Consider the following 24299-nt stretch of genomic DNA (forward strand, 5'->3'; position numbering starts at 1 on the left):
AGCCCGGCGCCGGCACCGAGGGGGCGGATCTCGCCGCGGCTCAGCGGTACTTGAGGCGAACGCCGTCCTGCCCCTCCACCTCGCGCAGGGCGATCAGCAGCTCGTCGGAGGGCGTGACCTTCCACTCCTCGGCGAGTTCCAGCCAGCCGGCGGCCTCGGCGTTGCGGTAGCGCAGCCGCACCGGCAGGCCGCCGCCGTCGCGGTGGGGCGAGAGGCTGTCGCGCAGGCTGTCGACCAGGCGGCCGTTGACCCGGGCGCCGTCGAGGGACAGCTCCACGGCCTGGCCGTAGCGGGTGCGGGCATCGACCATGGGGGTGATCTCCTTGCCGCGCAGGCGCAGCCCGCCGGAGTAGTCGTCGCTGGAGACCTCGCCCTCGACGATCAGCACCTGGTCGGTGTCGAGGCGGCCGCGCACGGCATCGAACAGCTCGCCGAACAGCGAGGCCTCGATGCGCCCGGTGCGATCGTCCAGGGTGACGAAGGCCATGGTGTCGCCGCGCTTGGACTTCATGGTGCGCAGGCCCACCACCAGGCCCGCCACCCGTTGGGGCTCCCGGGAGGGCTTGAGATCGCCGATGCGCGTGGAGACGAAGCGTTCGAGCTCCCTCTCGTACTCGTCGATGGGGTGGCCGGTCAGGTACAGCCCCAGGGTGTCCTTCTCGCCGGCCAGGCGCTCCTTGTCCGTCCAGTCGCGCACCCGGCGGTAGTCGGCGTAGACGTCGGCGCTGTCGTCTTCCTCGTCCGCGGCACCGAAGGCCTCGCCGAACATGTCCATCATGCCGAGGTTCTGGTTGGTCTGGTTCTGGGCCGCCGCCTTCAGGGCATCGTCCAGGGCCGCCGCGAGCACCGCCCGGCTCGGCCCCAGGGTGTCCAGCGCCCCGGAGCGGATCAGCGCCTCCAGGGTGCGCTTGTTCATGCGCTTGGGATCGACCCGCTTGCAGAAGTCGAAGAGGTCGCGGAAGGCGCCGCCGTCCTCGCGAGCCTCGACGATGGCGTCGATGGGGCCCTCGCCGACGCCACGGATGGCGCCGAGGCCATAGACCACCCGCGCCTCGGCATCGACGGTGAACTTGTAGCCGCCGACGTTGACGTCGGGCGGGGTCACGGTGAGCCCCAGGTGGCGGCACTCCTCGATCAGCGGCACCACCTTGTCGAGGTTGTCCATCTCGGTGGACATCACCGCGGCCATGAAGGGCCCCGGATAGTGCGCCTTCAGCCAGGCCGTCTGGTACGACACCAGGCCGTAGGCCGCGGAGTGCGACTTGTTGAAGCCGTAGCCGGCGAACTTCTCCACCAGGTCGAAGATGTTGCCCGCCAGGTCCTTGTCGATGCCATTGGCGGCGCAGCCCTCCATGAAGCCGACGCGCTGCTTGGCCATCTCCTCGGGCTTCTTCTTGCCCATGGCGCGGCGCAGCAGGTCGGCCTGGCCCAGCGAGTACCCCGCCAGCACCTGGGCGATCTGCATCACCTGCTCCTGGTACAGGATGATGCCGTAGGTCGGCTCCAGCACCGGCTTGAGCAGCTCGTGCTGGTAGTCCGGGTGGGGGTAGGAGATCTCCGCCCGGCCGTGCTTGCGGTTGATGAAGTCGTCGACCATGCCCGACTGCAGGGGACCGGGGCGGAACAGCGCCACCAGGGCGATCATGTCCTCCAGCGAGTCCGGCAGCAGGCGCTTGATCAGCTCCTTCATGCCGCGGGATTCGAGCTGGAACACCGCCGTGGTCTCGGCCTTCTTGAGCATCTCGAAGGTCGGCTTGTCGTCCAGCGGGATGCCGTCGATGTTCAGCGCTCCCAGCCCCTCGACGGCGCGCACCTTGTCGACCATCTCCAGCGCCCAGTCGATGATCGTCAGGGTGCGCAGGCCCAGGAAGTCGAACTTGACCAGCCCGGCGTCCTCGATGTCGTTCTTGTCGAACTGCACCACCAGCCCGTTGCCCTCCTCGTCGCACAGCAGCGGCGAGAAGTCGGTGAGCTTGGTCGGCGCGATCACCACCCCGCCGGCGTGCTTGCCGGTGCCGCGGGTGATGCCCTCGAGCTTGAGCGCCATCTCCCAGATCTCCTGGGCCTCCTCGTCGGCCTCGAGGAAGTCCTTGAGCTGGGGCTCGTCCTCGATCGCCTTGGCCAGCGTCATGCCGACCTCGAAGGGGATCAGCTTGGAGAGCTTGTCACCCAGCGAGTAGGGCTTGCCCTGGGCGCGGGCCACGTCGCGCACCACCGCCTTGGCGGCCATGGTGCCGAAGGTGACGATCTGCGAGACGGCGTCACGGCCATAGCGCTCGGCCACGTAGTCGATCACCCGGTCGCGCTTCTCCATGCAGAAGTCGACGTCGAAGTCGGGCATCGACACCCGCTCCGGGTTGAGGAAGCGCTCGAACAGCAGGTCGTATTCGAGCGGGTCCAGGTCGGTGATCTTCTGGGCGTAGGCCACCAGCGAGCCGGCGCCGGAGCCCCGCCCCGGCCCCACCGGGACGTCGTTGTCCTTGGCCCACTGGATGAAGTCCATCACGATCAGGAAGTACCCGGGGAAGCCCATCTGCAGGATGATGTCGAGCTCGAAGTCGAGGCGCTTGCGGTAGCGGGCGTCGATCTCGGCGTACTCGGCGCCGTCGCGGGGATAGCGCTCGTCCGGGTAGAGGAAGTCCAGGCGCTCGGTGAGGCCGTCGTGGGAGATCTTGCGGAAGAACTCGTCCTGGGTCATGCCCTCGGGGATCCCGTACTCCGGCAGGAAGATCTCGCCCAGGCGCACGTCGACGTTGCAACGCGCCGCGATCATGGCGCTGTTCTCCAGGGCCTCGGGGATGTCGGCGAACAGCTCGGCCATCTCCTCGGAGCTCTTGAGGTACTGCTCCTCGGTGTAGCGCCGCTCGCGGCGGGGGTCGTCCAGGGCCTTGCCCTCGCCGATGGCGACCCGGGTCTCGTGGGCCCAGAAGTCCTCGCGCTCGAGGAAGCGCACGTCGTTGGTGGCCACCACCGGGGTGTCGGTCGCGATGGCCAGGTCCACCGAGAGGTGCACGCACTCCTCCTCCAGCGGCCGGCCGGTGCGGGTGAGTTCCAGGTAGAAGCGCCCGGGGAAGGCGGCCTGCCATTCCTCGAGCAGGGCGCGGGCCTCGTCATGGTGATCGCTGAGCAGGTGGCGCCCGACCTCGCCCTCGCGGCCACCGGACAGGGCGATCAGCCCCTCGCTCTGGGCGAGCACCCAGCCCTTGTCGAGCAGCGCCTGGCCGCCCTGCTGCCCCTCTACCCAGCCGCGGGAGATCAGCTCGGTCAGGTTGCGATAGCCGACATCGTTCATGGCCAGCAGGGTGAGCCGGTAGGGATGCGCCTCGTCGTGGGGGTTGGCCAGCCACAGGTCGCTGCCGATGATCGGCTTGAGACCGGCGCCCTGGGCGCCGGTATAGAACTTGACCAGGGCGAAGAGGTTGGCCTCGTCGGTGAGGGCCAGGGCCGGGGTGCCCCGGGCCACCGCCGCCTTGACCAGCGGCTTGAGACGCACCAGGCCGTCGACCAGGGAGAATTCGCTGTGCACGCGGAGATGAACGAAGGGAGCGGTCATGGCGGACTCGGGGCGTTGGTGAACAGGAATCGGGCCGTCGACCCTAGAACAGCGCCAGCTGGCGTTTCACGGGCGCGAAGGAACGGCGATGCTCGGGCAGCGCGCCCAGGCGCTCCAGGGCGGCCAGGTGCTCGCGGGTCGGGTAGCCCTTGTGGCGGGCGAAGCCGTAGCCGGGATGGCGGGCATCCAGGGCCCGCATGCCGGCGTCCCGGGCCACCTTGGCCAGGATCGAGGCCGCCGCGATCGCCGGATGGCGGGCATCGCCCTTGACCACCGCCTGGCCGGGCACATGATGCCCCGGGAGCCGGTTGCCGTCCACCAGCAGGTACTCTGCCGCGGGAGCGAGGGCATCGATGGCGCGACGCATGGCCAGGTGGGTCGCATGATAGATGTTGTGCGCGTCGATCTCGGCGGCGCTGGCCTCGGCCACCGCGAAGGCCAGCGCGCGGGCGCGGATCTCGCCGTCCAGCGCCTCGCGCCGCCCGGCGCTCAGCGTCTTGGAGTCGCCGAGCCCGTCGATGGGCGCGCCCGGGTCGAGGATCACCGCGGCGGCCACCACCGGGCCGACCAGCGGGCCGCGGCCGACCTCGTCGACCCCGGCCAGCAGCCGGCCGCGGTAGTCGATGACCAGCGGGGGAAAGGCCTCGGCCCTCATGCCCCCTCCCCCTCGACCGCCTCGGGGGCGACGCTGGCGGGCAGCGCCCGCCCCGCCACCAGGGCCTCGAGGGCCTCGCTGGCGCGCCGGCTGGCGTCGCGCTGCAGGCCGGCATGCATCGCCGCGAAGCGTGCCTCCAGAGCGGCCCGGCCCTCGGCATCGTCGAGCAGCGCGACGAGCCCGTCGGCGATGGCCTCGGGGCTGGCCGCGTCCTGGATCAGTTCCGGCACCAGGGTCTCCCGGGCAATCAGATTGGGCAGCGAGATCCACTCGGTCTTGACCAGCCGCCTGGCCAGCCAGTGGGTCACGGGCGCCATGCGGTAGGCGACCAGCATGGGGCGGTGGCAGAGCATCGCCTCCAGCGCCGCGGTGCCCGAGGCCAGCAGCACCAGGTCGCTGGCCACCATCGCCTCCCGGGACCGGCCATCGACCAGGGTGACCCGCCCGCGCAGCGCCTCACGCCCCGCGAGCAGGGCCTCGAGCTCGGCCCGTCGTGCCGGGGTGGCGGCGGGAATGACCACCCGCAGCGCCTCGCGCTCGCGGCACAGCCGTTCCGCCGTGTCGAGGAAGGTCGCGCCGAGGAAGCGGATCTCGTTGGCCCGGGAGCCCGGCAGCAGCGCCAGCAGCGGGCCCGAGGCCGGCAGCCCCAGGGCTTCACGGGCCCCCTGCCGGTCGTTGACCAGCGGTAGCTCGTCGGCGAGCGGGTGGCCGACGAAGGCCACGGGCACGCGGTGGCGGGCATAGAAGGCCGCCTCGAAGGGCAGGAAGGTGAGCATGGCGTCCACCGAGCGGGCGATCCCCTTGACCCGGCCCTGGCGCCAGGCCCACACGGAGGGGCTGACATAGTGGGCGGTGGTGAGTCCGGCGTCGCGGAGCTGGCGTTCCAGGCCGAGGTTGAAGTCCGGGGCATCGATGCCGACCATGATGTCGGGCCGCCAGTCGAGGGCATCGCGCTTCAGGGTACGGCGTACCCGCAGCAGCTCAGGCAGGTGCCTGACCACCTCGACCAGCCCCATCACCGACAGGGTCTCCAGCGGGAAGCGGCTGTCGATGCCCTCGTCGATCATGCGCGGCCCGCCGATGCCGCGAAAGGCGATCTCCGGGTGACGCGCCTTGAGGGCCCGCATCAGGCCGGCGCCGAGGATATCGCCGGACAGCTCGCCGGCCACGAGATAGACACGCAGGCCCGTGCTCACGACGCCGGGCTCAGCGCACGATGCCGCGCGACGAGGCCTCGATGGAGGCGGCGAAGGCCTCGGTCTCGGGCAGCGCGTAGCGCGTGCGGATCTCGGTGAGCGCCTGCTCGACGGTCAGCCCCTGGCGATAGACCAGCTTGTAGGCCTCGTTCAGGGACCGCACGGCCTCGTTGGAGAAGCCGCGGCGGCGCAGGCCGACCAGGTTCAGGCCGTGCACCTGAGCGGGGTTGCCGTTGATCATCACGTAGGCCGGGGTGTCCTTGGTGATGATCGAGCCGCCGCCGGCCATGGCGTGGTCGCCGAACCGGCAGAACTGGTGGATGGCGGAGAGGCCGCCGAGGATCACGAAGTCGCCCAGCTGGACATGGCCGGCCAGGGTCACCTGGTTGGCCAGGATGCAGTCGCTGCCGATCACGCAGTCGTGGCCGACGTGGACGTAGGCCATGAACAGGTTGCGCGAGCCGATGGTGGTCTCGCCGCGGTCCTGGACGGTGCCCCGGTGCAGGGTGACGCCCTCGCGGATGACGTTGTCGTCGCCCATCACCAGGCGGGTCGGCTCGCCGGCGTACTTCTTGTCCTGACAGTCTTCTCCCACCGAGGCGAACTGGAAGATGCGCGTGCGCGCGCCGAGTACGGTGGGCCCCTTGACCACCACGTGCGGCCCGATGCGCGAGCCGGCGCCGATCTCGACGTCGGCGCCGATCACCGTGAAGGGCCCCACCTCGACGTCATCGGCCAGGCGCGCCCCCGGGTCTACGATGGCAGTGGGATGAATCAAGCGACCTTCCTCTCGGCACAGATGATGTCGGCCTCACAGGCCACCTCGCCGGCCACGGTGGCCTTGCAGGCGAACTTCCAGATGCCGCGCTTCTCGCGCACCACGTCGGCGCGCAGCTGCAACTGGTCGCCGGGCATCACCGGACGCTTGAAGCGCACGTTGTCGCTGCCCACCAGGTAGTACACATAGCCGTCGGCGGGCAGCTTGTTGACCGTCTTGAAACCGAGGATGCCGCAGGCCTGGGCCAGGGCCTCGATGACCAGCACGCCCGGCATGATCGGGTGGTGCGGGAAGTGGCCGTTGAAGAACGGCTCGTTGATGCTGACATTCTTGTAGGCAACGATGGATTCGCCAAGGGCGAGTTCCGTCACCCTGTCCACCAGCAGGAAGGGATAGCGGTGGGGCAGATACTCACGAATCTCGTTGATGTCCATTACCATCGTAGCGACCTCTGAAATGACAGGATGCCCGCCCCGCACGGCGGGCATGGCCGTCGACACCGGGTCGACGGATGGGCGGGGGATTATACCGCCCCGGCAGGTGGCCTCAACCGCCGCGCCCGGCTTTCTCGAGCCGGCTCAGGCGACGGGCGATCTCGTCGAGCTGCTTGAAGCGCACCGCGTTGCGACGCCATTGGGCATTGTGCATGGCGCCGGTGCCGGAGGAGTAGACCCCCGGCTCGTGAATCGAGTTGGTGACCAGGCTCATGCCGGTGACCTGGACCCCGTCGCAGATCGTCAGGTGCCCCGACAGGCCCACGCCGCCGCCCAGCATGCAGTGCCGGCCGACCCGGGTGGAGCCGGCGATGCCGACGCAGCCGGCCAGCGCGCAGTGATCGCCGATCTGCACGTTGTGGGCGATCTGCACCTGGCTGTCGATCTTGACGTCGTTGCCGATCACGGTGTCGCCCAGCGCGCCCCGGTCGATGCTCGAGCAACTGCCCACCTCGACGTCGTCGCCCAGCACCACCCCGCCGAGCTGGGCGATCTTGTGCCAGCCGGCGCCGTCGTGGGCGAAGCCGAAGCCATCGCCACCGATCACGCAGCCGCTGTGCAGGATGGCCCGCTCGCCGATCAGCACCCCATGGTAGACGGTGACGTTGGCATGCAGCCGCGACCCGGCGCCGATGCGGGTATCGGCCCCGACCACACCGCCGGGCCCCACGACCACGCCGTCACCGAGTTGGACGCCGGCCTCGACCACCGCCTGGGGGCCGATGGCCACGCCCTCGCCCAGGCTCACGCCCTCGCCGACCACGGCGGTGGGGTGGACGCCGGGGGTGTCGCGGCCCGCCAGCGGGTCGAACAGCCGCGACAGCTCGGCATAGCCGAGATAGGGATTGTCCAGGGTCAGGCAGACGGTCGGGCATTCCCCGGCATGGTCCGGGTGCAGCAGCACGGCGGCGGCCCGGGTGCCCGGCAGGTCCTTGAGGTAGGCGCGGTTGGCCAGGAAGCTCACCTGCTCCGGCCCGGCATCCCGCAGGGTGGCCAGGCCACGGACTCGCCGATCGCCGCCCCCCTGGAGGCCAGCTCCCAGGTGCGCGGCGATCTCGGCGAGGGTCAGGGTTGGAGAATCTTGTGTCATGGGAACCCGGTGTCGAAAAGGTCTAGGGCCCGCTCAGTCGAGCATGGCCACCTCGGCGGCCTGGGCCGTCGGGGCGAGGGCCCCGGCGAGGCCCAGCAGGAGGACGGCGGTCGGCTTGCGCATGGTCATCGACTCCATGTCGGGGGATCAGAAGGTCTGACCCAGCGAGAACTGGAAGAACTGGGTGTCGTCACCGTCCTCGGCGTTGAGCGGCTCGGCGATGCTGAAGGTCAGCGGGCCCACCGCCGTCAGCCAGGACACCCCCAGCCCCACGCTGTAGCGCAGCTCGCCGATATCCACGCCCGACTCGCAGTTGGAGCGGCCGGCATCCTCGTCCAGCACCGGATAGCAGTCGGTGAGGAAGGTGTTGCCGGCGTCGAGGAACAGCGAGGGCTGGACCGAGCGCTTGTCCTCGACGAAGGGCATGGGGAAGATCAGCTCGGCGCTGCCCTCGACCAGCACGTTGCCGCCCAGGGTCTTGTCGTTGCCGTCGCCGCGGGACGTGGTGGCGGGCCCCAGGGTATTGCCGGTGAAGCCGCGCACCGAGCCGAGCCCCCCGGAGAAGAAGTTCTCGTAGAACGGATAGGGGTCATCGCCGACGCTGTCGGCGTAGCCGAGTTCGCCGCTGAACTTCAGCGACCAGGTCTGCTCCTCGTTGAACGGGAAGAGCTGGCGGGCCTGCGCCCGCAACTTGTAGTACTCGGCATCGCTGCCGGGCACCGCGGTCTCCAGCGAGAGCCGCTGGTAGTTGCCGGCGGTGGGCATGACGCCGCGATTGAGGTCGTTGCGGGTCCAGCTGGCGGTCAGCTTCAGCGACTGGGCGTTGTCGCCCTGCTCGTCGACGTAGCGCTGGATCTCGGACGCCGTGTCGCTGTAGGTCTCGATGGTCAGGTCCTCGACGTCGGCGCCGAAGTTCAGGCGGGTCAGCTCGTTGATCGGGTAGCCGAAGTTGATGCCGCCGCCGAAGGCGTCCGTCGAGTAGGTCGAGATATCGGAGTCCTCGTAGTCGGTCTCGCGGTAGAAGAGGTTGTAGCCGCGGGAGATGCCGTCGAGGGTCCAGTAGGGATCGGTGAAACCGAAGTTGAGGCTGGTGTAGGTGTCGCTGCGCTGGGCGCCGATGTTCACCCGGTTGCCGGTGCCGAGGAAGTTGTTCTGGGCCAGTGAGGCGCCGTAGATGACCCCGGCGCTCTGGGAGAAGCCGATGCTCGCCGAGATCGACCCGGACGGCTGCTCCTCCACGGTATAGGTCACGTCGAGCTGGTCCGGCGCCCCGGAGACCGGCTCGGTCTGCACCTCGACCTGCTTGAAGAAGCCCAGGCGCTCGAGGCGCTGGCGGGACTGGCTGATCGATTCGGTGGAGGCCGGCGCCCCCTCCATCTGGATCATCTCGCGGCGCAGCACCTCGTCCTGGGTGGTGGTGTTGCCGACGAACTCGATGCGCCGCACGTAGGCCCGTCGCCCGGCCTCGACCCGGAAGGTCAGGTCGACGGTATCGCTGCCCTCGCGGACCTCGGGGATGCCGTCGACGTTGGCGAAGGCGAAGCCCTCGGCGCCGAGCCGTGAACGCAACGCCTCCGACGAGGCGGTGACCTCGCTGCGCGAGAAGACCTCGCCGGGCTCCACCTCGAGCAGCTCCCGGGCCTCCCGCTCGGGGATGCGCAGGTCCCCGGTGAAGGCGATGTCGCCGAGGCGATAGCGCTCGCCCTCGGTGACGTTGACGGTGACGAAGATCTTCGACTTGTCCGGGCCGATGGCGACCTGGGTGGAATCGATGTTGAAGTTGACGTAGCCGCGATCGAGATAGAAGGAACGCAGCCGCTCGAGGTCGCCGGACAGCGCCTGGCGGTTGTACTCGTCGCTGGAGAACCAGCCGAAGAACCAGCCCGGGCGGTCCTCCAGCTCGAACTCGTCGCGCAGGGTCTCGTCGTCGAAGGCCTCGTTGCCGACGATGTTGATCTGGCGGATCTTGGCGACCGCGCCCTCGTCGATGTCGACGTTGACCTGGACGCGTCCCTCGCCGAGGTCCTCGACCTCGGTCTCGATGCTGGCGCTGTAGCGCCCCTGGGACTGGTAGAGCCCGGACAGCTCGCGCTCGATCTCCTCGAGGGTGGAGAGCTGCAGCACCTGGCCCTCGTCGAGGCCGGCCTCGCGCAGCCCGCTGCGCAGGTCCTCGTCGGGGATCTGGCTGTTGCCCTCGATATTGAGGCGGGTGATGGTCGGGCGTTCGACCACCTCGATGATCAGCACGCCCCCCTGCCGGGACAGGCGGATGTCCTCGAACAGCCCGGTGTCGAACAGCTGGCGCGCCGCGGCGGCCAGTTCACGCTCGTCGACCCGGTCGCGGGCACTGACAGGAAAGGCGTTGAACACGGAGGCCGCCGAGACCCGCTGCAAGCCTTCCACTCGTATGTCCGTTACGTCGAAGGGTTCCGCCTGTGCCGTAGTGGCAGTGGCGAGCAGCAGTGCCGCCAGTCCGATGGTCTTGATCTTCATGCAGTCGATTCGCTCGCGTTGATCTGCCGTCCTGTCCAGACAGGCACCTTATACATTTGCACGGGTAACTGACAAGCCGAGGCCCGGCTACCAGAGCCGCATCAAGTCGAAATACAGCGCCATCAGCATCAGGGTCCCGACCAGGGCCAGGCCGATGCGCAGCCCCAGGGCCTGGGTACGCTCCGAGACCGGCCGGCCACGCGCCGCCTCGACCAGGTAATAGAGCAGGTGTCCCCCGTCGAGCACCGGGATCGGCAACAGGTTGAGCACCCCCAGGCTGATCGACAGGTAGGCCATGAAGCTGACGAAGCTCTCCAGCCCGGAGCGCGCCGTATCCCCGGCGATGCGGGCGATGGTGATGGGGCCGGAGAGATTGGAGGGCGAGATCAGCCCGACGATCATCTTGCGGATGGCATCGAGGGTCAGGACGGTCATCTCGCCGGTGCGGGAGACGGCCTGGCCCATGGCCGCCAGGGGGCCATAGCGGATCTCGCGGCGATGGGCGTCGGGCCAGGACACCGGCTCGACGCCGGCGCCGATATAGCCGACGGTGGTGCCGTCCTGGAGGGTGTTGGCCCGAGGGGTGAGGGACAGCTCGCGGGTCTCGCCATCGCGGGCCACCGTCAGGGTCAGGCGCTCGCCGGGGCGGGCCCGCACCAGGGTGACGAAATGCGACCAGTCCTCCACCGGCGTGCCCTCCACCGCCAGCACCTCGTCGCCGGGAACGAGCCCGGCGGCCGCGGCGGCCTCGCCCTCGGCCACCTGGCTGAGCACCGCCGGCATGGGCGGCCGCCAGGGCGTGATGCCGAGGCTCGCCAGGGGCTGCGGGGGGTCCTGGCGCACCATCCAGTCCTGCACCGGCAGGCGGTGCTCCCGGGATCGGGTGGCGCTCTCGTCCCGGGCACTCAGCGTCAGCTCGCCGCTGACGCCGATGGCCGCCACCAGCTTGAGGTTGATCTCCTCCCAGGAGCGCACCGCCGCGCCCTGGACGGCGGTGATCTCCTGGCCGGCGGCGAGACCGCCCCGAGCGGCCGGCGAGTCGGGGGCCACCTCGCCGATCACCGGCACGACGGTGGTGGTGCCGGCGACGAACAGCGCCCAGTAGGCGACCAGGGCCAGCAGGAAGTTGGCCAGCGGCCCCGCCACCACGATGGCGATGCGCGACCAGACCGACTGGCGGTTGAAGGCGAGATGGCGTTCGGCCGGGTCGACCGGTCCCTCGCGCTCATCGAGCATCTTGACGTAGCCGCCCAGCGGGATCGCCGCCACGGCGAACTCGGTGCCGTGGCGATCATGGCGCGACCACAGCGGCTTGCCGAAGCCCACCGAGAAGCGCAGCACCTTGACGCCACAGCGCCGGGCGACCCAGAAATGGCCGAACTCATGGAAGGTGATCAGCAGGCCGAGAACCACGATCACGGCCAGCACGTTCTGGATCAGGTCCACGGCAGTCTCCTCGTGAATGGCGACAGGGGATGCGTCAGCGGCGCGTCAGGCAGGCAACAGCCTCCTTCCGGGCCCGGGCATCGGCATCGAGAATGCCCGCCAGCTCGCCGGCCGGCTCCACCGGGCAGGCATCGCGTACCCGAGCCACCAGTTCGCCGATGCCGGCGAAGCCCAGCCGGCCGGCGAGGAAGGCCTCGACGGCCACCTCGTTGGCGGCATTGAGCACCGCCGGCGCCGTGCCGCCCTCGACGATGGCCTCCCGCGCCAGGCGCAGGCAGGGGAAGGCGACCTCGTCCGGCGGCTCGAAGTCCAGCCGGGCCACCTCGAACAGGTCGAGGGCGGCCACCCCGGCGTCGATGCGTTCCGGCCAGGCCAGGCCATAGGCGATGGGAGTGCGCATGTCCGGATTGCCCAGCTGGGCCAGCACCGAACCATCGCTGTAGGCGGCCATGGAATGGATCACGCTCTGCGGATGCACCACCACCTGGACCTGGTCGGGGCGCGCATCGAACAGCCAGCAGGCCTCGATCAACTCGAGGCCCTTGTTCATCAGGGTGGCGCTGTCCACCGAGATCTTGCGCCCCATCGACCAGTTGGGATGGGCACAGGCCTGCTCCGGGGTCACCGCCGCCAGGTCCTTGGCCGTCCAGCCGCGGAAGGGGCCGCCGGAGGCGGTCAGCAGCAGCTGGGTCACGCCGTGACGGGCGAGCCCGCCGCGATGCTCGACGGGTAGACACTGGTAGATGGCATTATGTTCGGAATCGATGGGCAGCAGGGTCGCCCCCGAGCGGCCCACGGCCTCCATGAACAGCGCCCCGGACATCACCAGGGCCTCCTTGTTGGCCAGCAGCACCCGCTTGCCGGCGCGCACCGCGCCAAGCGTCGGCAGCAGCCCCGCGGCGCCGACGATCGCCGCCATGACGACATCGACCTCGGGCGCCTCGCTGACCTCGACCAGCGCCTCACGGCCGCAACGCACCTCGGTCGCCAGCCCCGCCTCGTGGAGCCGCTCGCGCAGCCAGGCCGCATCGACCTCCCGGTCGAGCACCGCCAGCGCCGGTGAATGGCGCCGACACTGGGCCAGCAGCGCCTCCCGGGAGCGATGGGCGGTCAATGCATGGACCCGGTAGCGGTCGGGGTGGCGGGCGATCACGTCCAGGGTGCTGGACCCGATGGAACCGGTGGCGCCCAGCACGCTGACGCGCCGCGGCACGGCATCGCTCATGGTCATAACACTCCCGCCTGTAGCAGCGCGAACAGCGGCACCGCGGCGGTGAGGCTGTCGACGCGATCCAGCACACCGCCATGCCCGGGCAGCAACTGGCTGGAATCCTTGAGGCCGCGATGGCGCTTGAGCATGCTCTCGAACAGGTCGCCGACCACCGAGGCCAGGGTCACCACGACCGTGGCCGCCAGCAGCAGCAGGCCCGTGGCCAGGCCGAGGCCCTGCCAGACGGCGAAGCTCACCGCCAGCAGCGCGGTCACGGCGACGCCGCCGGCCACCCCTTCCCAGGTCTTGCCGGGGCTGACTCTCGGGGCCAGCTTGCGCTTGCCGAGGGCCTTGCCGACGAAGTAGGCGCCGATATCGGCGCCCCACACCAGCAGCAGCACGAACAGCAGCCAGGCCGCCCCGGCCTCGCGCAGCACGTTGAAGCCGACCCAGGTGGGCAGCAGCACCCACAGCCCCATGGCCAGGCGCACCGCGGTGCCGTGCCACTGGCCGGCCCGCTCGGGATAGCCGACGACCCAGTAGAGGTTGATCAGCCAGCCGGGGACCGCCAGCCACAGCAGCCAGGACGAGAGGGTCATGCCGGCGGCGTGGAGCGCCGCCATCACCAGGGCCAGGCCGGCGACCGGTGCCAGGCGGCGGGCGCCCTCGCTGAGCCCGGCCAGGTTGGCCCATTCCCAGGCCGCCAGCAGCACCACCCCCGCCGTGAAGGCGGCAAAGGCATCGCCGGACAGGCCGAACAGCCCCACCAGCGCCAGCGGCGCCAGCCAGGCGGCCGTGAGGATGCGCTGCTTAAGCACCCCGAGCCTCGACCTGCTCGTCGGTCATGCCGAAGCGTCGCTTGCGACCGGCGAAGTCGGCCAGGGCCGCGTCGAAGGCGTCCGCCCCGAAGTCGGGCCACAGGGTCGGCGTGAAATAGAGCTCGGCATAGGCCATCTGCCAGAGCAGGAAGTTGGAGATGCGCCGCTCGCCACTGGTGCGGATGCACAGGTCCACCGGGGCCTCCCCGGCGAGGCTGAGCTCGGCGCCCAGGCCGCCCTCGTCGATGGCCGAGGGGGCGAGCTCGCCGGCCGCGACGCGCTCGCCCAGGCGCCGCGCGGCCCGGGCGATGTCCCAGCGGCCGCCGTAGTTGGCGGCGACCACCAGGTGCAGGCCACGGTTGTCGCCGGTCAGCGCCTCCGCCTGGGCGATGTACTTCTGGATCGAGGGGGAGAATCCCTCGCGATCGCCGATCACCGAGAGGCGGATATCGTGCTGGTGGAGCTTCTTGACCTCACGCTTGAGCGCCATCAGGAACAGCTCCATCAGGGCATTCACCTCGGCGGCCGGGCGCTTCCAGTTCTCGCTGGAGAAGGCGAACAGCGTCAGGGTCTCGACGCCCCGCTCGGCGGCGCGCCGGATGACCGCGCGAACGGACTCGACGCCGGCATGGTGGCCGCGCACGCCGGACATGCCCCGGGCCTTGGCCCAGCGATTGTTGCCGTCCATGATGATGGCCACGTGACGTGGCAGGGTATCCCCGTCGGAACGGGGCTGGGGAGACTGCGGTGACGTCATGGTGTCTCGCATGGCGGGTGGGGCGGAATCACTCCATGATCGGCGGCATCGCGGACGATGCCGCCGGCCCGTCTTCAGACCTGCATCAGGTCGTGTTCCTTGGACTCCAGGGCCTTGTCGATCTCGCCGATGAACTTGTCGGTGAGTTTCTGGATGGCATCCTCGGCCTGGTGTTGCTCGTCCTCGGTGATGTCCTTCTGCTTGAGCAGGGCCTTGATGTCACCGTTGGCGTCGCGACGCACGTTGCGTACCGCCACGCGGGCATTCTCGGCCTCGCCACGCGCCTGCTTGATATAGCCCTTGCGGGTCTCCTCGGTGAGCATCGGCATCGGCACCCGGATCACGTTGCCGGCACTGGCCGGGTTGAGGCCCAGCTCGGCGGTCATGATGGCCTTCTCCACCTTGGGCACCATGCTCTGCTCCCAGGGCACCACCGACAGGGTGCGCGCGTCCTCGACGTTGACCGAGGCCACCTGATTGATCGGCACCTGGCCGCCGTAGTAGTCCACGGTCACCGAGTCCAGGATGCTGGAATGCGCCCGGCCGGTGCGGATCTTGTTGAAATTTTGGTGAAGAGACTCGAGGCTCTTCTTCATGCGGCTTTCCGCATCCTGCTTGATGTCGTCAATCACTGTCTCACCCTCTATCAATCAGCGTGCCTTCCCTGCCGCCCACCACCAGGTTCAGCAATGCGCCAGGCTTGTTCATGTTGAACACGCGAACCGGCATGTCATGGTCCCGCACCAGGCAGATGGCGGTCAAATCCATGACGCCGAGCTTCTGTTCGAGCGCATCATCATAGGACAGCTGCTCGTACTTGACCGCATCGGCATGCTTGACCGGGTCCTTGTCGTAGACCCCGTCCACCTTGGTGGCCTTGACCACCACGTCGGCATCGATCTCGATGCCGCGCAGGCAGGCCGCCGAGTCGGTGGTGAAGAAGGGGTTGCCGGTACCGGCGGAGAACAGCACCACGTCCCCGGAGGTCAGGTAGCGGATGGCGGTGCGGCGGTCGTAGTGCTCCACCACGCCACTCATCGGGATCGCCGACATCACCCGCGAGCGGATGTTGGAGCGCTCCAGGGCGTCGCGCATGGCCAGGGCGTTCATCACCGTGGCCAGCATGCCCATGTGGTCACCGGTGACCCGCTCCATGCCGGCCTCGTGCAGCGCGGCCCCGCGGAACAGGTTGCCGCCGCCGACCACGATCCCGACCTGCACGCCGATACCGACCAGCTGACCGATCTCCAGCGCCATGCGGTCCAGCACCTTGGGGTCGATGCCGAACTCGGCATCCCCGGTCAGGGCCTCGCCGGACAGCTTGAGCAGGATGCGCTTGTACTTCGACACCTCGGCGCGGGACTTGTCGGACTTGAGGGGGGCGGCGTGCTCGGCACTGCTCATGGTGTGTCTCCCGGGAACTCGACGAATGCGACGTGGGGTGGCCGGATGCTCCGGCCGGATACGCGAAGGCGTGCGCTCTCGCGCACGCCATCTTCACACTGGAACCTGCGACCTCAGCTGCGCTTGGCCTGTTCCATCACTTCCTGAGCGAAGTCGACCTCTTCCTTCTCGATGCCCTCGCCCACTTCGAAGCGGGTGAAGCCGAGCACCTCGCCGCCGGCGGCCTTGGCGAACTCGGCGACGCTCTGGTTCGGGTCCTTGACGAACGGCTGCTCGGTCAGGCTGTTCTCGGCCAGGTACTTCTTGAGGCGACCCTGGACCATCTTCTCGGCGATCTGCTCGGGCTTGCCGGCCATGTCCGGCTGAGCCAGGATGATCGCCTTCTCGGCGTCCAGCTTGTCCTGGGGCATGTCCTCGGGACGCGCGACGGCCGGGTTGATGGCGGCGACGTGCATGGCCACGTCCTTGGCGGCCTCGGCGGTGGCGCCCTTGAGCACGGTCAGCACGCCGATGCGACCGCCGTGGACGTATTCGCCCACGCGGGCGCCTTCCGGCGCCTCGACGACGACGCTTCGACGCACGCCGATGTTCTCGCCGATCTTCTGCACCAGCTGCTCGCGGGCGGACTCCAGCTCGCCGTCCATGACGGCGGCGACGTCCTCGCTCTTGGCGGCGAAGAAGGCATCGGCGACCCTGTCGGCGAAGGCCTTGAAGTTGTCGTCACGGGCGACGAAGTCGGTCTCGGAGTTGACCTCGACCATCACGCCGTAGCGGCCGTCCTCGGCGACGCGAGTGACGACGGCGCCCTCGGCGGCGGTGCGGCCGGCCTTCTTGGCGGCCTTGAGGCCGGAATTCTTGCGCAGGTTCTCGATGGCGGTCTCGATGTCGCCGCCGGCTTCGGTGAGTGCCTTCTTGCACTCCATCATGCCGAGCCCGGTACGCTCACGCAGTTCCTTGACCTGGGAGGCGCTGATAGCTGCCATGGTAGTTACCTCTGAATGGTTCGACCTGGAATATGGGGCCGGGCCGTGGCCCGGCGAGACCTTGCCCGCCCCGGGGGAGCAAGAAGGGGGCCGCGGCCCCCTTATGCCGATCCGGCGGCCGGCCGCCGCCAGGGCGCGGCACGACCGCCCTCCCGGACGGGCCGACGATCACTCGGCGGCGGCGTCGCCCGGGCTCTCTTCGGTGACCTCGACGAACTCGTCGGGACGACCTTCCTTCGCGCGGGCGCAGGCGTCGGCGACGGCCTTGACGTAGATCTGGATGGCGCGGATGGAGTCATCGTTGCCCGGGATCACGTAATCGACGCCGTCCGGATCGGAGTTGGTGTCCACCACGCCGATGACCGGGATGCCCAGCTTGTTCGCCTCGTTGATGGCGATGCGCTCGTGGTCGACGTCGATCACGAACAGCGCGTCGGGCAGGCCGCCCATCTCCTTGATGCCGCCCACGGACCGCTCGAGCTTGTCCTGCTCGCGGGTCGCCATCAGCACTTCCTTCTTGGTCAGCTTCTCGAAGGTGCCGTCCTGATGCATCGCCTCGAGCTCACCCAGGCGCTTGATGGAGACGCGGATGGTCTTGTAGTTGGTCAGCATGCCGCCGAGCCAACGATGGTTGACGAAGGGCTGGCCGACGCGGTTGGCCTCTTCCTTGACGATCTTGCTGGCGCTGCGCTTGGTCCCCACGAACAGGATCTTGTTGTTCGCGGCCGCCATCTTCTCGACCACATCGATGGCCTCGTTGAGGGCCGGAAGGGTATGCTCGAGGTTGATGATGTGAATCTTGTTACGGGCGCCGAAGATGAACTTGCTCATCTTCGGGTTCCAGTAACGGGTCTGGTGACCGAAGTGAGCGCCTGCCTTCAGCAGGTCACGCATATTGACGTGTGCCATGGATGACTCCTGGAAAATCGGGTTAGGCCTCCATGCACCCCATGGATCCGACCGCCGGACGTGCCGGCAGCACCCGGGACCATGTGCCGGTGCATGTGTGTTTTCAAGGCGTTGCGTTAGCATTGACGCTTCCTGACGGCACCGCCACCGGGGCGCATGGGGCGCGGACGGGATCGGCGATTGCAGGAAAGCGCGCAGCTTTATACCATGGATCCCCTCCGAGATGAAGTCGCCCGACGCCCTTCCCTGCCGGTTCCGGCGACACCACCCCTGAACCCGAGACTCCATGAACGTACCCATCAAGACGCCCGACGAGATCGAGAAGATGCGCGAGGCGGGCCGCCAGGCCGCCGGTGTGCTGGAAATGATCGCCCCTCATGTCCAGGCCGGCGTCAGCACCGGCGAGATCGATCGGCGCTGCCACGACTACATCGTCGACGAGCTCGGCTCCACGCCCGCACCGCTCAACTACCACGGCTTCCCCAAGTCGGTGTGCACCTCGATCAACCACGTGGTCTGCCATGGCATCCCCGACGACGGCAAGAAGCTGAAGAAGGGCGACATCATGAATCTGGACGTCACCGTGAAGACTCCGGACGGCTACCACGGCGATTCCAGCGTGATGTTCATCGTCGGCGAGACCATTCAGGGCGAGCGCCTGTGCCGCGTCACCCAGGAGTGCCTCTACCGGAGCATCGCCCTGGTGCGCCCCGGCGTGCGCCTGTCGGCGCTGGCCCGGGTCATCCAGCAGCACGCCGAGGCCAGCGGCTATGCGGTGGTCCGCGACTTCTGCGGCCACGGCATCGGCGCCGGCTTCCACGAGGATCCCCAGGTGCTGCACTACGACGGCTATGCCCCGGAGGCCGACATCGCCCTCGAGGAAGGCATGTGCTTCACCATCGAACCGATGATCAACGTCGGCGACCATCGCACCAAGGTGCTGCGCGATGGCTGGACCGCCGTGACCAAGAACAAGGGCCTCTCCGCCCAGTGGGAGCATACCCTGCTGGTCACCGCCAACGGGGTGGAGGTGCTCACCGCGCGCAGCGACGAAGACTTCTCCTTCCTCGACCGCTGAGTCGACCATCATGCTGCTGCACCATTACCGTTTCGAGCCCGACCCGACGCTGTTCGACGTCGAGGCGTTCCAGGCCGAGCTGACCGGCAGTCGCTCGCCCATCGCCCCGTTCAAGGCGGCGCTGGCCGAGATCCAGGCCCGCCTCGACGCGCGCTTTCGGGCCGGCACCGATATCCGCGACCTGGTGCACGGCCGGGCCTGGTGCCTGGACCAGCTGCTGACGGTCGCCTGGCGGCAGCATGACTGGCCCGACGACGGCATCGCCCTGCTGGCGGTGGGCGGCTACGGCCGCGGCGAGCTGCACCCGCGCTCCGACGTCGACCTGCTGCTGCTCCTCGAGCATGACGACGACACGCCCTATCGGGAGCCGCTCAGCGCCTTCATCACCTTCCTCTGGGACATCGGCCTGGAGATCGGCCACAGCGTGCGCTCGCTGTCCGACTGCGAGCGGGAGGCGGCCGCCGACGTCACGGTGATCACCAACCTCATCGAGTCGCGCACCCTGGCCGGGGCCGAGCGGCTGCGCGAGGCCATGCAGGCGCGCATCGGCCCGCAGCGGCTGTGGCCCGCGGACCACTTCTTCGAGGCCAAGTGGCAGGAGCAGATCGCCCGCCACTACCGCTTCAACAACTCCGAGTACCACCTCGAGCCCAATATCAAGAGCTCGCCGGGCGGCCTGCGCGACATCCAGATGATCGGCTGGGTGGCCAAGCGCCACTTCGACACCCAGCGCTACGAGGACATCGTCGCCAACGGCTTCATGAACGACGCCGAGCTGCGCATCCTCAGCCAGGGGCAGGCCTTCCTGTGGCAGGTCCGCTACGCCCTGCACATGCTCACCGGCCGCGCCGAGGATCGCCTGCTGTTCGATCACCAGGCCACCATCGCCGAGCTGTTCGGCTACCACGACACCCCGGAGCGGCTGGCCGTCGAGCAGTTCATGAAGCGCTACTATCGGCATGTGACGGCGCTCGCCGGCCTCAACGACATGCTGCTGCAGCACTTCGACGAGGTCATCCTGCGCGGCGGCGAGGCCCTGGAACGGGTGCCGCTCAACGAGCGCTTCGAGATCAAGGGGGGCTACATCCAGGCCCGCTCCCGGGCGGTGTTCCGCGAGTCGCCCTCGGCGCTGCTGGAACTCTTCCTGCTGATGGCGGAACACCCGGAGATCGAGGGGGTACGCGCCGACACCATCCGCCTGATCCGCGACCATCGCCACCTGATCGACGACCTCTACCGCGACGACCCGCGCCACCAGCGGCTGTTCATGGCGCTGCTGCGCTCCGGGGGCAACGTCGCCCGCCAGCTGCGGCGCATGAACCGCTACGGGGTGCTGGGCAAGTACCTGCCGGTGTTCGGCCAGGCCGTCGGCCTGATGCAGCACGACCTCTTCCACATCTACACCGTGGACGCCCATACCCTGCGCCTGCTCAAGTGCATCCACGGCTTTCGCAAGCCCGAGGCCCGGGAAGCCTTCCCGGTGGCCGCCTCGCTGATCCACCAGCTGCCCAAGCTGGACCTGCTGTGGATCGCCGGCCTGTTCCACGACATCGGCAAGGGCCGCGGCGGCGACCATTCGCTGATCGGCGCCCGGGATGTCGAGGCCTTCGCCGCACGTCATGGCCTCACCCAGCGCGACACCCGCCTGGTGGCCTGGCTGGTGGAACACCACCTGCTGATGTCGATGGTCGCCCAGAAACGCGACATCAGCGACCCGGAGGTGATCAGCGAGTTCGCCCGCACGGTGGGCGACGAGACCCGTCTCGACTACCTCTACGTGCTGACCGTGGCCGACATCAACGCCACCAACCCGACGCTGTGGAACGGCTGGCGGGCCGCCCTGCTGCGCCAGCTCCACGCCGCGGCCAAGCGCGCCCTGCGCCGTGGCCTCGAGAACCCCCTGGAGCGCGACGATTCGGTGCGCGAGACCCGCGGCGAGGCGTACTCGCTGCTGGCCACGGTGGGCACCGACATGGACCGCGTCGACCGGCTGTGGGAATCGCTGGGCGAGGACTACTTCCTGCAATACGCTCCCAGCGAGATCGCCTGGCAGACCCAGGGCATCCTCGCCCATGACGGCAGCTCCCTGCCGCTGATCCTGCTCAGCGCGCCCACCAACGACATGGCCGAGGGCGGCACCAAGGTATTCATCCATACCCGCTCGGTGGAGGACCTGTTCGCCGCCACCTCGGCGGCCATGGAGCAACTCGGCCTGTCGATCCACGATGCCCGCATCGCCACCTCCAGCAACGACTGGACCCTCAACACCTTCATCGTGCTCGACGACCACGGCCTGGCCATCCGCGATCCGGGACGCCTGGAGGAGATCCGTCGCCACCTGGTGGAGGAACTCGACGATCCCGACGACTACCCGCAGATCGTCACCCGCCATACCCCGCGCCAGCTCAAGCACTTCCGGGTGCCCACCGAGGTCTCCATCGAGCAGGACACGGCGGGCGGACGGACCCTGCTGGAGCTCACCGCCCCCGACCGGCCGGGCCTGCTGGCGCGGGTCGGGCGCATCTTCATGGAGCAGGACATCGCGCTGTCGGCGGCCAAGATCGCCACCCTCGGCGAGCGGGTCGAGGACGTCTTCTTCATCACCGACAAGGCCGGGCGTCCGCTCACCGACCCCGACCGCCAGCAGCGGCTACGCGAGCGACTGATCGAGGTCCTCAGCGTCACCGGCTGAGGCCCTCGTTTGAGGCTCCCCCGGGGCTTCCCTATAATCGGCGTCCTGCCCCGCCCGGGACACCGCACGACAACGACGCCGAGCACGGCGCTACTGGACACCCATGAACCCCGATCTCGACGCTCTGAAGCCCTATCCCTTCGAGAAGCTCGCCGCCCTCAAGGCCGGCGTGACGCCGCCCGAGGGACTCGCGCATATCCCGCTGACCATCGGCGAACCGCGCCATGCGCCCTTCGCCGCGGCCCTGGAGGCGCTGTCGACCCACCTCGGCGAGATGGCCCGCTATCCCGCCACGGCGGGCACGCCCGAGCTGCGGGGCGCCATCGCCGCCTGGGCCAGCCGACGCTTCGCCCTCGAGGGGCTCGACGCCGAGCATCAGGTGCTGCCGGTGAACGGCACCCGGGAGGCCATCTTCGCCTTCGTCCAGGCCGCCCTGGACCGCACCCGCCCGGCGCGGGTGGCGGTACCCAACCCCTTCTACCAGATCTACGAGGGGGCGACGCTGCTCGCCGGCGGCACGCCGCTGACCCTGGACTGCCGCGCCGAGCATGGCTTTCGCCCCGACCTGGAGGCCGTGCCGGCCGAGACCTGGCGCGAGGTGCAGATCGTCTTCACCTGCTCGCCGGGCAACCCCACCGGGGCGGTGACCCCGCTCGAGGACCTGCAGAAGCTGATCGAGCTCGCCGACGAATTCGACTTTATCGTCGCCGCCGACGAGTGCTACTCGGAGCTCTACCTGGACGAGGCCGTGCCGCCCCCCGGGCTGCTGCAGGCCTGCGCCGAGCTCGGCCGCCACGACTACCGGCGCTGCCTGGTCTTCCACTCGCTGTCCAAGCGCTCCAACCTGCCGGGCCTGCGCTCGGGTTTCGTGGCCGGCGACGCCGCGCTGATCGCGGCCTTCCGGCGCTACCGCACCTACCACGGCTGCGCCATGTCGCTGCCGCTGCAGCATGCCTCGATCGCCGCCTGGCAGGACGAGGCCCACGTGCGGGCCAACCGCGACGCCTACCGGGAGAAGTTCGCCGCGGTGACCGAGATCCTCGCCCCGGCGATGGACTTCCCCGCCCCCGAGGCGAGCTTCTACCTGTGGCCGGCGGTACCCGGCGGCGACGACGAGGCCTTCGCCCGCTCGCTGTACGCCGAGCAGCACGTCAGCGTGTTGCCCGGCAGCTACATGGGTCGGCCGGGCGCCGGCGGCGTGAACCCCGGCGCCGGACGGATCCGCCTGGCGCTGGTCGACGAGCTCGACGCCACCGTCGAGGCCGCCCACCGGCTACGCCGCCACGTCGACCGCCACGCCTGAACAGGAGAGACCGACATGATGACGCTGTTCGGCATCAAGAACTGCGATACCTGCCGCAAGGCGCGCAAGGCCCTGGAAGGCCAGGGGCAACCCTTTCAGTTCCACGACCTGCGCGAGGACGGCCTGTCCGCCCCGCTGCTCGAGCACATCCTCGAGCGGGTCCCGGTGCTGACCCTGCTCAACAAGCGCAGCACCACCTGGCGTCAGCTGCCCGACGAGGACAAGGCGGACATCGACGCCAACAAGGCCCGCGAACTGATGCTGGCCCACCCCACCCTGCTCAAGCGCCCGTTGCTCGACACCGGCGAGGAGATCCTCGTCGGCTTTCGCAACGACCACTACGACACCCTCTAGGCGGCCCACCCGGCTCGGCCTTCCCCATCACCCGAGAGGACACACCCCCATGCTCAGCTTTGCACTCGGAATCGGCACCCAGAACACCCAGGGCGACTGGCTGGAGATCTACTACCCGGCGCCGCTGCTGACCCCGGACGCCGCCCTGGTCGAGGCCGCCGCCAGGGTGCTCGACGCCCCCGCCGGCAATGCCGCGGTGAGCTTCCTGCCGGAGCAGTGCGCCGAGCTCGCCGAGGCGCTGAAGGCCGCCGGCCACGCCGACCAGGCCGAACTCGCCGAGGCCCTGGCGGCCAGCCAGCGCCCGCTGGTGGCCACCTTCCTCGCCGAGGACCTGCCGCCGCAGAGCGCCCCCGAGGTCTACCTCAAGCTGCACCTGCTGTCCCACCGCCGGGTCAAGCCCCACGGCGTCGACCTGACCGGCATGTTCGGCCTGCTGCGCAACATCGCCTGGTCCAGCGAAGGCGCGATCGACATCGAGGAACTCCCGGCGCGGCGCCTCAAGGCCCGCCTGGAAGGCCGCACCCTGTCGGTGGACTGCGTCGACAAGTTCCCCAAGATGACCGACTACGTGGTGCCGACCGGCGTGCGCATCGCCGACACCGCCCGCGTGCGCCTGGGTGCCTACCTCGGCGAGGGCACCACCGTGATGCACGAGGGCTTCGTCAACTTCAATGCCGGCACCGAGGGGCCGGGGATGATCGAGGGCCGCATCTCCGCCGGCGTCATGGTCGGCAAGGGCTCCGACCTGGGCGGCGGCTGCTCCACCATGGGCACGCTCTCCGGGGGCGGCAACATCATCATCAAGGTCGGCGAGGGCTGCCTGATCGGCGCCAATGCCGGCATCGGCATCCCGCTGGGGGATCGCTGTACCGTGGAGGCCGGCCTCTACATCACCGCCGGGGCCAAGGTCACCGTGCTCGACGACCAGGGCCAGGTCGCCGATACCGTGGCCGCCCGGGAGCTGGCCGGCCAGGACGACCTGCTGCTGCGTCGCAATTCCCAGAATGGCCGCATCGAGTGCCTGACCAACAAGAGCGCCATCGCCCTGAACGAAGCGCTGCACGCCAACAACTGAGCCCCGTTCCC

The 24299-nt window shown here is 69.2% G+C and carries 20 protein-coding genes; 5 read left to right on the plus strand and 15 right to left on the minus strand.

The window, feature by feature from the left end; genetic code table 11:
* Positions 1-40 precede the first annotated feature (40 nt).
* The 15 genes from dnaE to rpsB all read right to left on the minus strand — a co-directional run bounded on the left by dnaE (position 41) and on the right by rpsB (position 17786).
* Entirely contained in the window at positions 41-3553 is a 3513-nt protein-coding gene (gene dnaE, locus QWY76_RS16660) for a DNA polymerase III subunit alpha (protein WP_290312451.1), read from the minus strand.
* Positions 3554-3596: 43 nt separating this feature from the next.
* Positions 3597-4208: a ribonuclease HII gene (gene rnhB, locus QWY76_RS16665; RefSeq protein ID WP_290312452.1), complete on the minus strand. Its 612-nt coding sequence runs from the start codon at positions 4206-4208 to the stop codon at positions 3597-3599.
* Positions 4205-5404 (minus strand): lipid-A-disaccharide synthase, encoded by a 1200-nt coding sequence (gene lpxB, locus QWY76_RS16670; protein ID WP_290312453.1) that lies wholly within the window; start codon positions 5402-5404, stop codon positions 4205-4207. Before lpxB ends, rnhB begins: the two co-directional genes overlap by 4 nt.
* Before the next feature lie 10 nt (positions 5405-5414).
* Positions 5415-6182, minus strand: coding sequence for an acyl-ACP--UDP-N-acetylglucosamine O-acyltransferase (lpxA, locus tag QWY76_RS16675; protein WP_290312454.1), 768 nt, complete (start codon positions 6180-6182; stop codon positions 5415-5417).
* Entirely contained in the window at positions 6179-6622 is a 444-nt protein-coding gene (gene fabZ, locus QWY76_RS16680; protein WP_290312455.1) for a 3-hydroxyacyl-ACP dehydratase FabZ, read from the minus strand. Before fabZ ends, lpxA begins: the two co-directional genes overlap by 4 nt.
* 106 nt (positions 6623-6728) lie before the next feature.
* On the minus strand, positions 6729-7766 hold the full coding sequence (gene lpxD, locus QWY76_RS16685) for a UDP-3-O-(3-hydroxymyristoyl)glucosamine N-acyltransferase (RefSeq protein ID WP_290312456.1): 1038 nt from the start codon (positions 7764-7766) through the stop codon (positions 6729-6731).
* A 147-nt stretch (positions 7767-7913) separates the two neighbouring features.
* The gene (gene bamA, locus QWY76_RS16690; protein ID WP_290312457.1) at positions 7914-10259 is read right to left on the minus strand and encodes an outer membrane protein assembly factor BamA; all 2346 of its coding nucleotides are present in this window, start codon (positions 10257-10259) and stop codon (positions 7914-7916) included.
* A gap of 87 nt (positions 10260-10346) precedes the next feature.
* Entirely contained in the window at positions 10347-11705 is a 1359-nt protein-coding gene (gene rseP, locus QWY76_RS16695) for an RIP metalloprotease RseP (RefSeq protein ID WP_290312458.1), read from the minus strand.
* Positions 11706-11739: 34 nt separating this feature from the next.
* Positions 11740-12930: a 1-deoxy-D-xylulose-5-phosphate reductoisomerase gene (ispC, locus tag QWY76_RS16700; RefSeq protein WP_290312459.1), complete on the minus strand. Its 1191-nt coding sequence runs from the start codon at positions 12928-12930 to the stop codon at positions 11740-11742.
* 2 nt (positions 12931-12932) lie between these two features.
* On the minus strand, positions 12933-13733 hold the full coding sequence (locus QWY76_RS16705; RefSeq protein ID WP_290312460.1) for a phosphatidate cytidylyltransferase: 801 nt from the start codon (positions 13731-13733) through the stop codon (positions 12933-12935).
* Positions 13726-14490 (minus strand): polyprenyl diphosphate synthase, encoded by a 765-nt coding sequence (uppS, locus tag QWY76_RS16710; protein ID WP_290312461.1) that lies wholly within the window; start codon positions 14488-14490, stop codon positions 13726-13728. The genes QWY76_RS16705 and uppS overlap by 8 nt, the downstream gene beginning before the upstream one ends.
* A gap of 74 nt (positions 14491-14564) precedes the next feature.
* Entirely contained in the window at positions 14565-15122 is a 558-nt protein-coding gene (frr, locus tag QWY76_RS16715) for a ribosome recycling factor (protein WP_290312462.1), read from the minus strand.
* Positions 15123-15126: 4 nt separating this feature from the next.
* Entirely contained in the window at positions 15127-15894 is a 768-nt protein-coding gene (gene pyrH, locus QWY76_RS16720; RefSeq protein ID WP_290312463.1) for a UMP kinase, read from the minus strand.
* Between the two features lie 113 nt (positions 15895-16007).
* Positions 16008-16877, minus strand: a complete 870-nt coding sequence (gene tsf / locus QWY76_RS16725; RefSeq protein ID WP_290312464.1) for a translation elongation factor Ts — start codon at positions 16875-16877, stop codon at positions 16008-16010.
* A 168-nt stretch (positions 16878-17045) separates the two neighbouring features.
* A complete protein-coding gene (gene rpsB / locus QWY76_RS16730; protein WP_290312465.1) occupies positions 17046-17786 on the minus strand; it encodes a 30S ribosomal protein S2 in 741 nt (246 codons plus the stop codon).
* Positions 17787-18072: 286 nt separating this feature from the next.
* On the opposite strand from rpsB, the gene map reads away from it, so the two are divergent.
* From map to dapD, 5 genes are all read left to right on the plus strand, one after another.
* On the plus strand, positions 18073-18864 hold the full coding sequence (map, locus tag QWY76_RS16735) for a type I methionyl aminopeptidase (protein ID WP_290312466.1): 792 nt from the start codon (positions 18073-18075) through the stop codon (positions 18862-18864).
* Positions 18865-18874: 10 nt separating this feature from the next.
* Positions 18875-21556 (plus strand): [protein-PII] uridylyltransferase, encoded by a 2682-nt coding sequence (locus QWY76_RS16740; RefSeq protein WP_290312467.1) that lies wholly within the window; start codon positions 18875-18877, stop codon positions 21554-21556.
* 103 nt (positions 21557-21659) lie between these two features.
* Positions 21660-22859, plus strand: a complete 1200-nt coding sequence (dapC, locus tag QWY76_RS16745) for a succinyldiaminopimelate transaminase (RefSeq protein WP_290312468.1) — start codon at positions 21660-21662, stop codon at positions 22857-22859.
* 15 nt (positions 22860-22874) lie between these two features.
* A complete protein-coding gene (locus tag QWY76_RS16750; protein WP_290312469.1) occupies positions 22875-23213 on the plus strand; it encodes an arsenate reductase in 339 nt (112 codons plus the stop codon).
* A 49-nt stretch (positions 23214-23262) separates the two neighbouring features.
* Positions 23263-24288, plus strand: a complete 1026-nt coding sequence (dapD, locus tag QWY76_RS16755) for a 2,3,4,5-tetrahydropyridine-2,6-dicarboxylate N-succinyltransferase (RefSeq protein ID WP_290312470.1) — start codon at positions 23263-23265, stop codon at positions 24286-24288.
* The last annotated feature ends 11 nt before the right edge of the window (positions 24289-24299 follow it).

The organism is Halomonas maura (genome assembly GCF_030409305.1).
Classification (GTDB): Bacteria; Pseudomonadota; Gammaproteobacteria; order Pseudomonadales; family Halomonadaceae; genus Halomonas; species Halomonas maura.

Coding starts and splice junctions, on each gene's coding strand:
- tsf (WP_290312464.1), bottom strand. CDS start 16,877: ATGGCAGCTATCAGCGCCTCCCAGGTCAAGGAACTGCGTGAGCGTACC.
- QWY76_RS16750 (WP_290312469.1), top strand. CDS start 22,875: ATGATGACGCTGTTCGGCATCAAGAACTGCGATACCTGCCGCAAGGCG.
- pyrH (WP_290312463.1), bottom strand. CDS start 15,894: ATGAGCAGTGCCGAGCACGCCGCCCCCCTCAAGTCCGACAAGTCCCGC.
- map (WP_290312466.1), top strand. CDS start 18,073: ATGAACGTACCCATCAAGACGCCCGACGAGATCGAGAAGATGCGCGAG.
- QWY76_RS16740 (WP_290312467.1), top strand. CDS start 18,875: ATGCTGCTGCACCATTACCGTTTCGAGCCCGACCCGACGCTGTTCGAC.
- fabZ (WP_290312455.1), bottom strand. CDS start 6,622: ATGGTAATGGACATCAACGAGATTCGTGAGTATCTGCCCCACCGCTAT.
- dnaE (WP_290312451.1), bottom strand. CDS start 3,553: ATGACCGCTCCCTTCGTTCATCTCCGCGTGCACAGCGAATTCTCCCTG.
- rpsB (WP_290312465.1), bottom strand. CDS start 17,786: ATGGCACACGTCAATATGCGTGACCTGCTGAAGGCAGGCGCTCACTTC.
- bamA (WP_290312457.1), bottom strand. CDS start 10,259: ATGAAGATCAAGACCATCGGACTGGCGGCACTGCTGCTCGCCACTGCC.
- ispC (WP_290312459.1), bottom strand. CDS start 12,930: ATGAGCGATGCCGTGCCGCGGCGCGTCAGCGTGCTGGGCGCCACCGGT.
- rnhB (WP_290312452.1), bottom strand. CDS start 4,208: ATGAGGGCCGAGGCCTTTCCCCCGCTGGTCATCGACTACCGCGGCCGG.
- dapD (WP_290312470.1), top strand. CDS start 23,263: ATGCTCAGCTTTGCACTCGGAATCGGCACCCAGAACACCCAGGGCGAC.
- uppS (WP_290312461.1), bottom strand. CDS start 14,490: ATGACGTCACCGCAGTCTCCCCAGCCCCGTTCCGACGGGGATACCCTG.
- dapC (WP_290312468.1), top strand. CDS start 21,660: ATGAACCCCGATCTCGACGCTCTGAAGCCCTATCCCTTCGAGAAGCTC.
- lpxD (WP_290312456.1), bottom strand. CDS start 7,766: ATGACACAAGATTCTCCAACCCTGACCCTCGCCGAGATCGCCGCGCAC.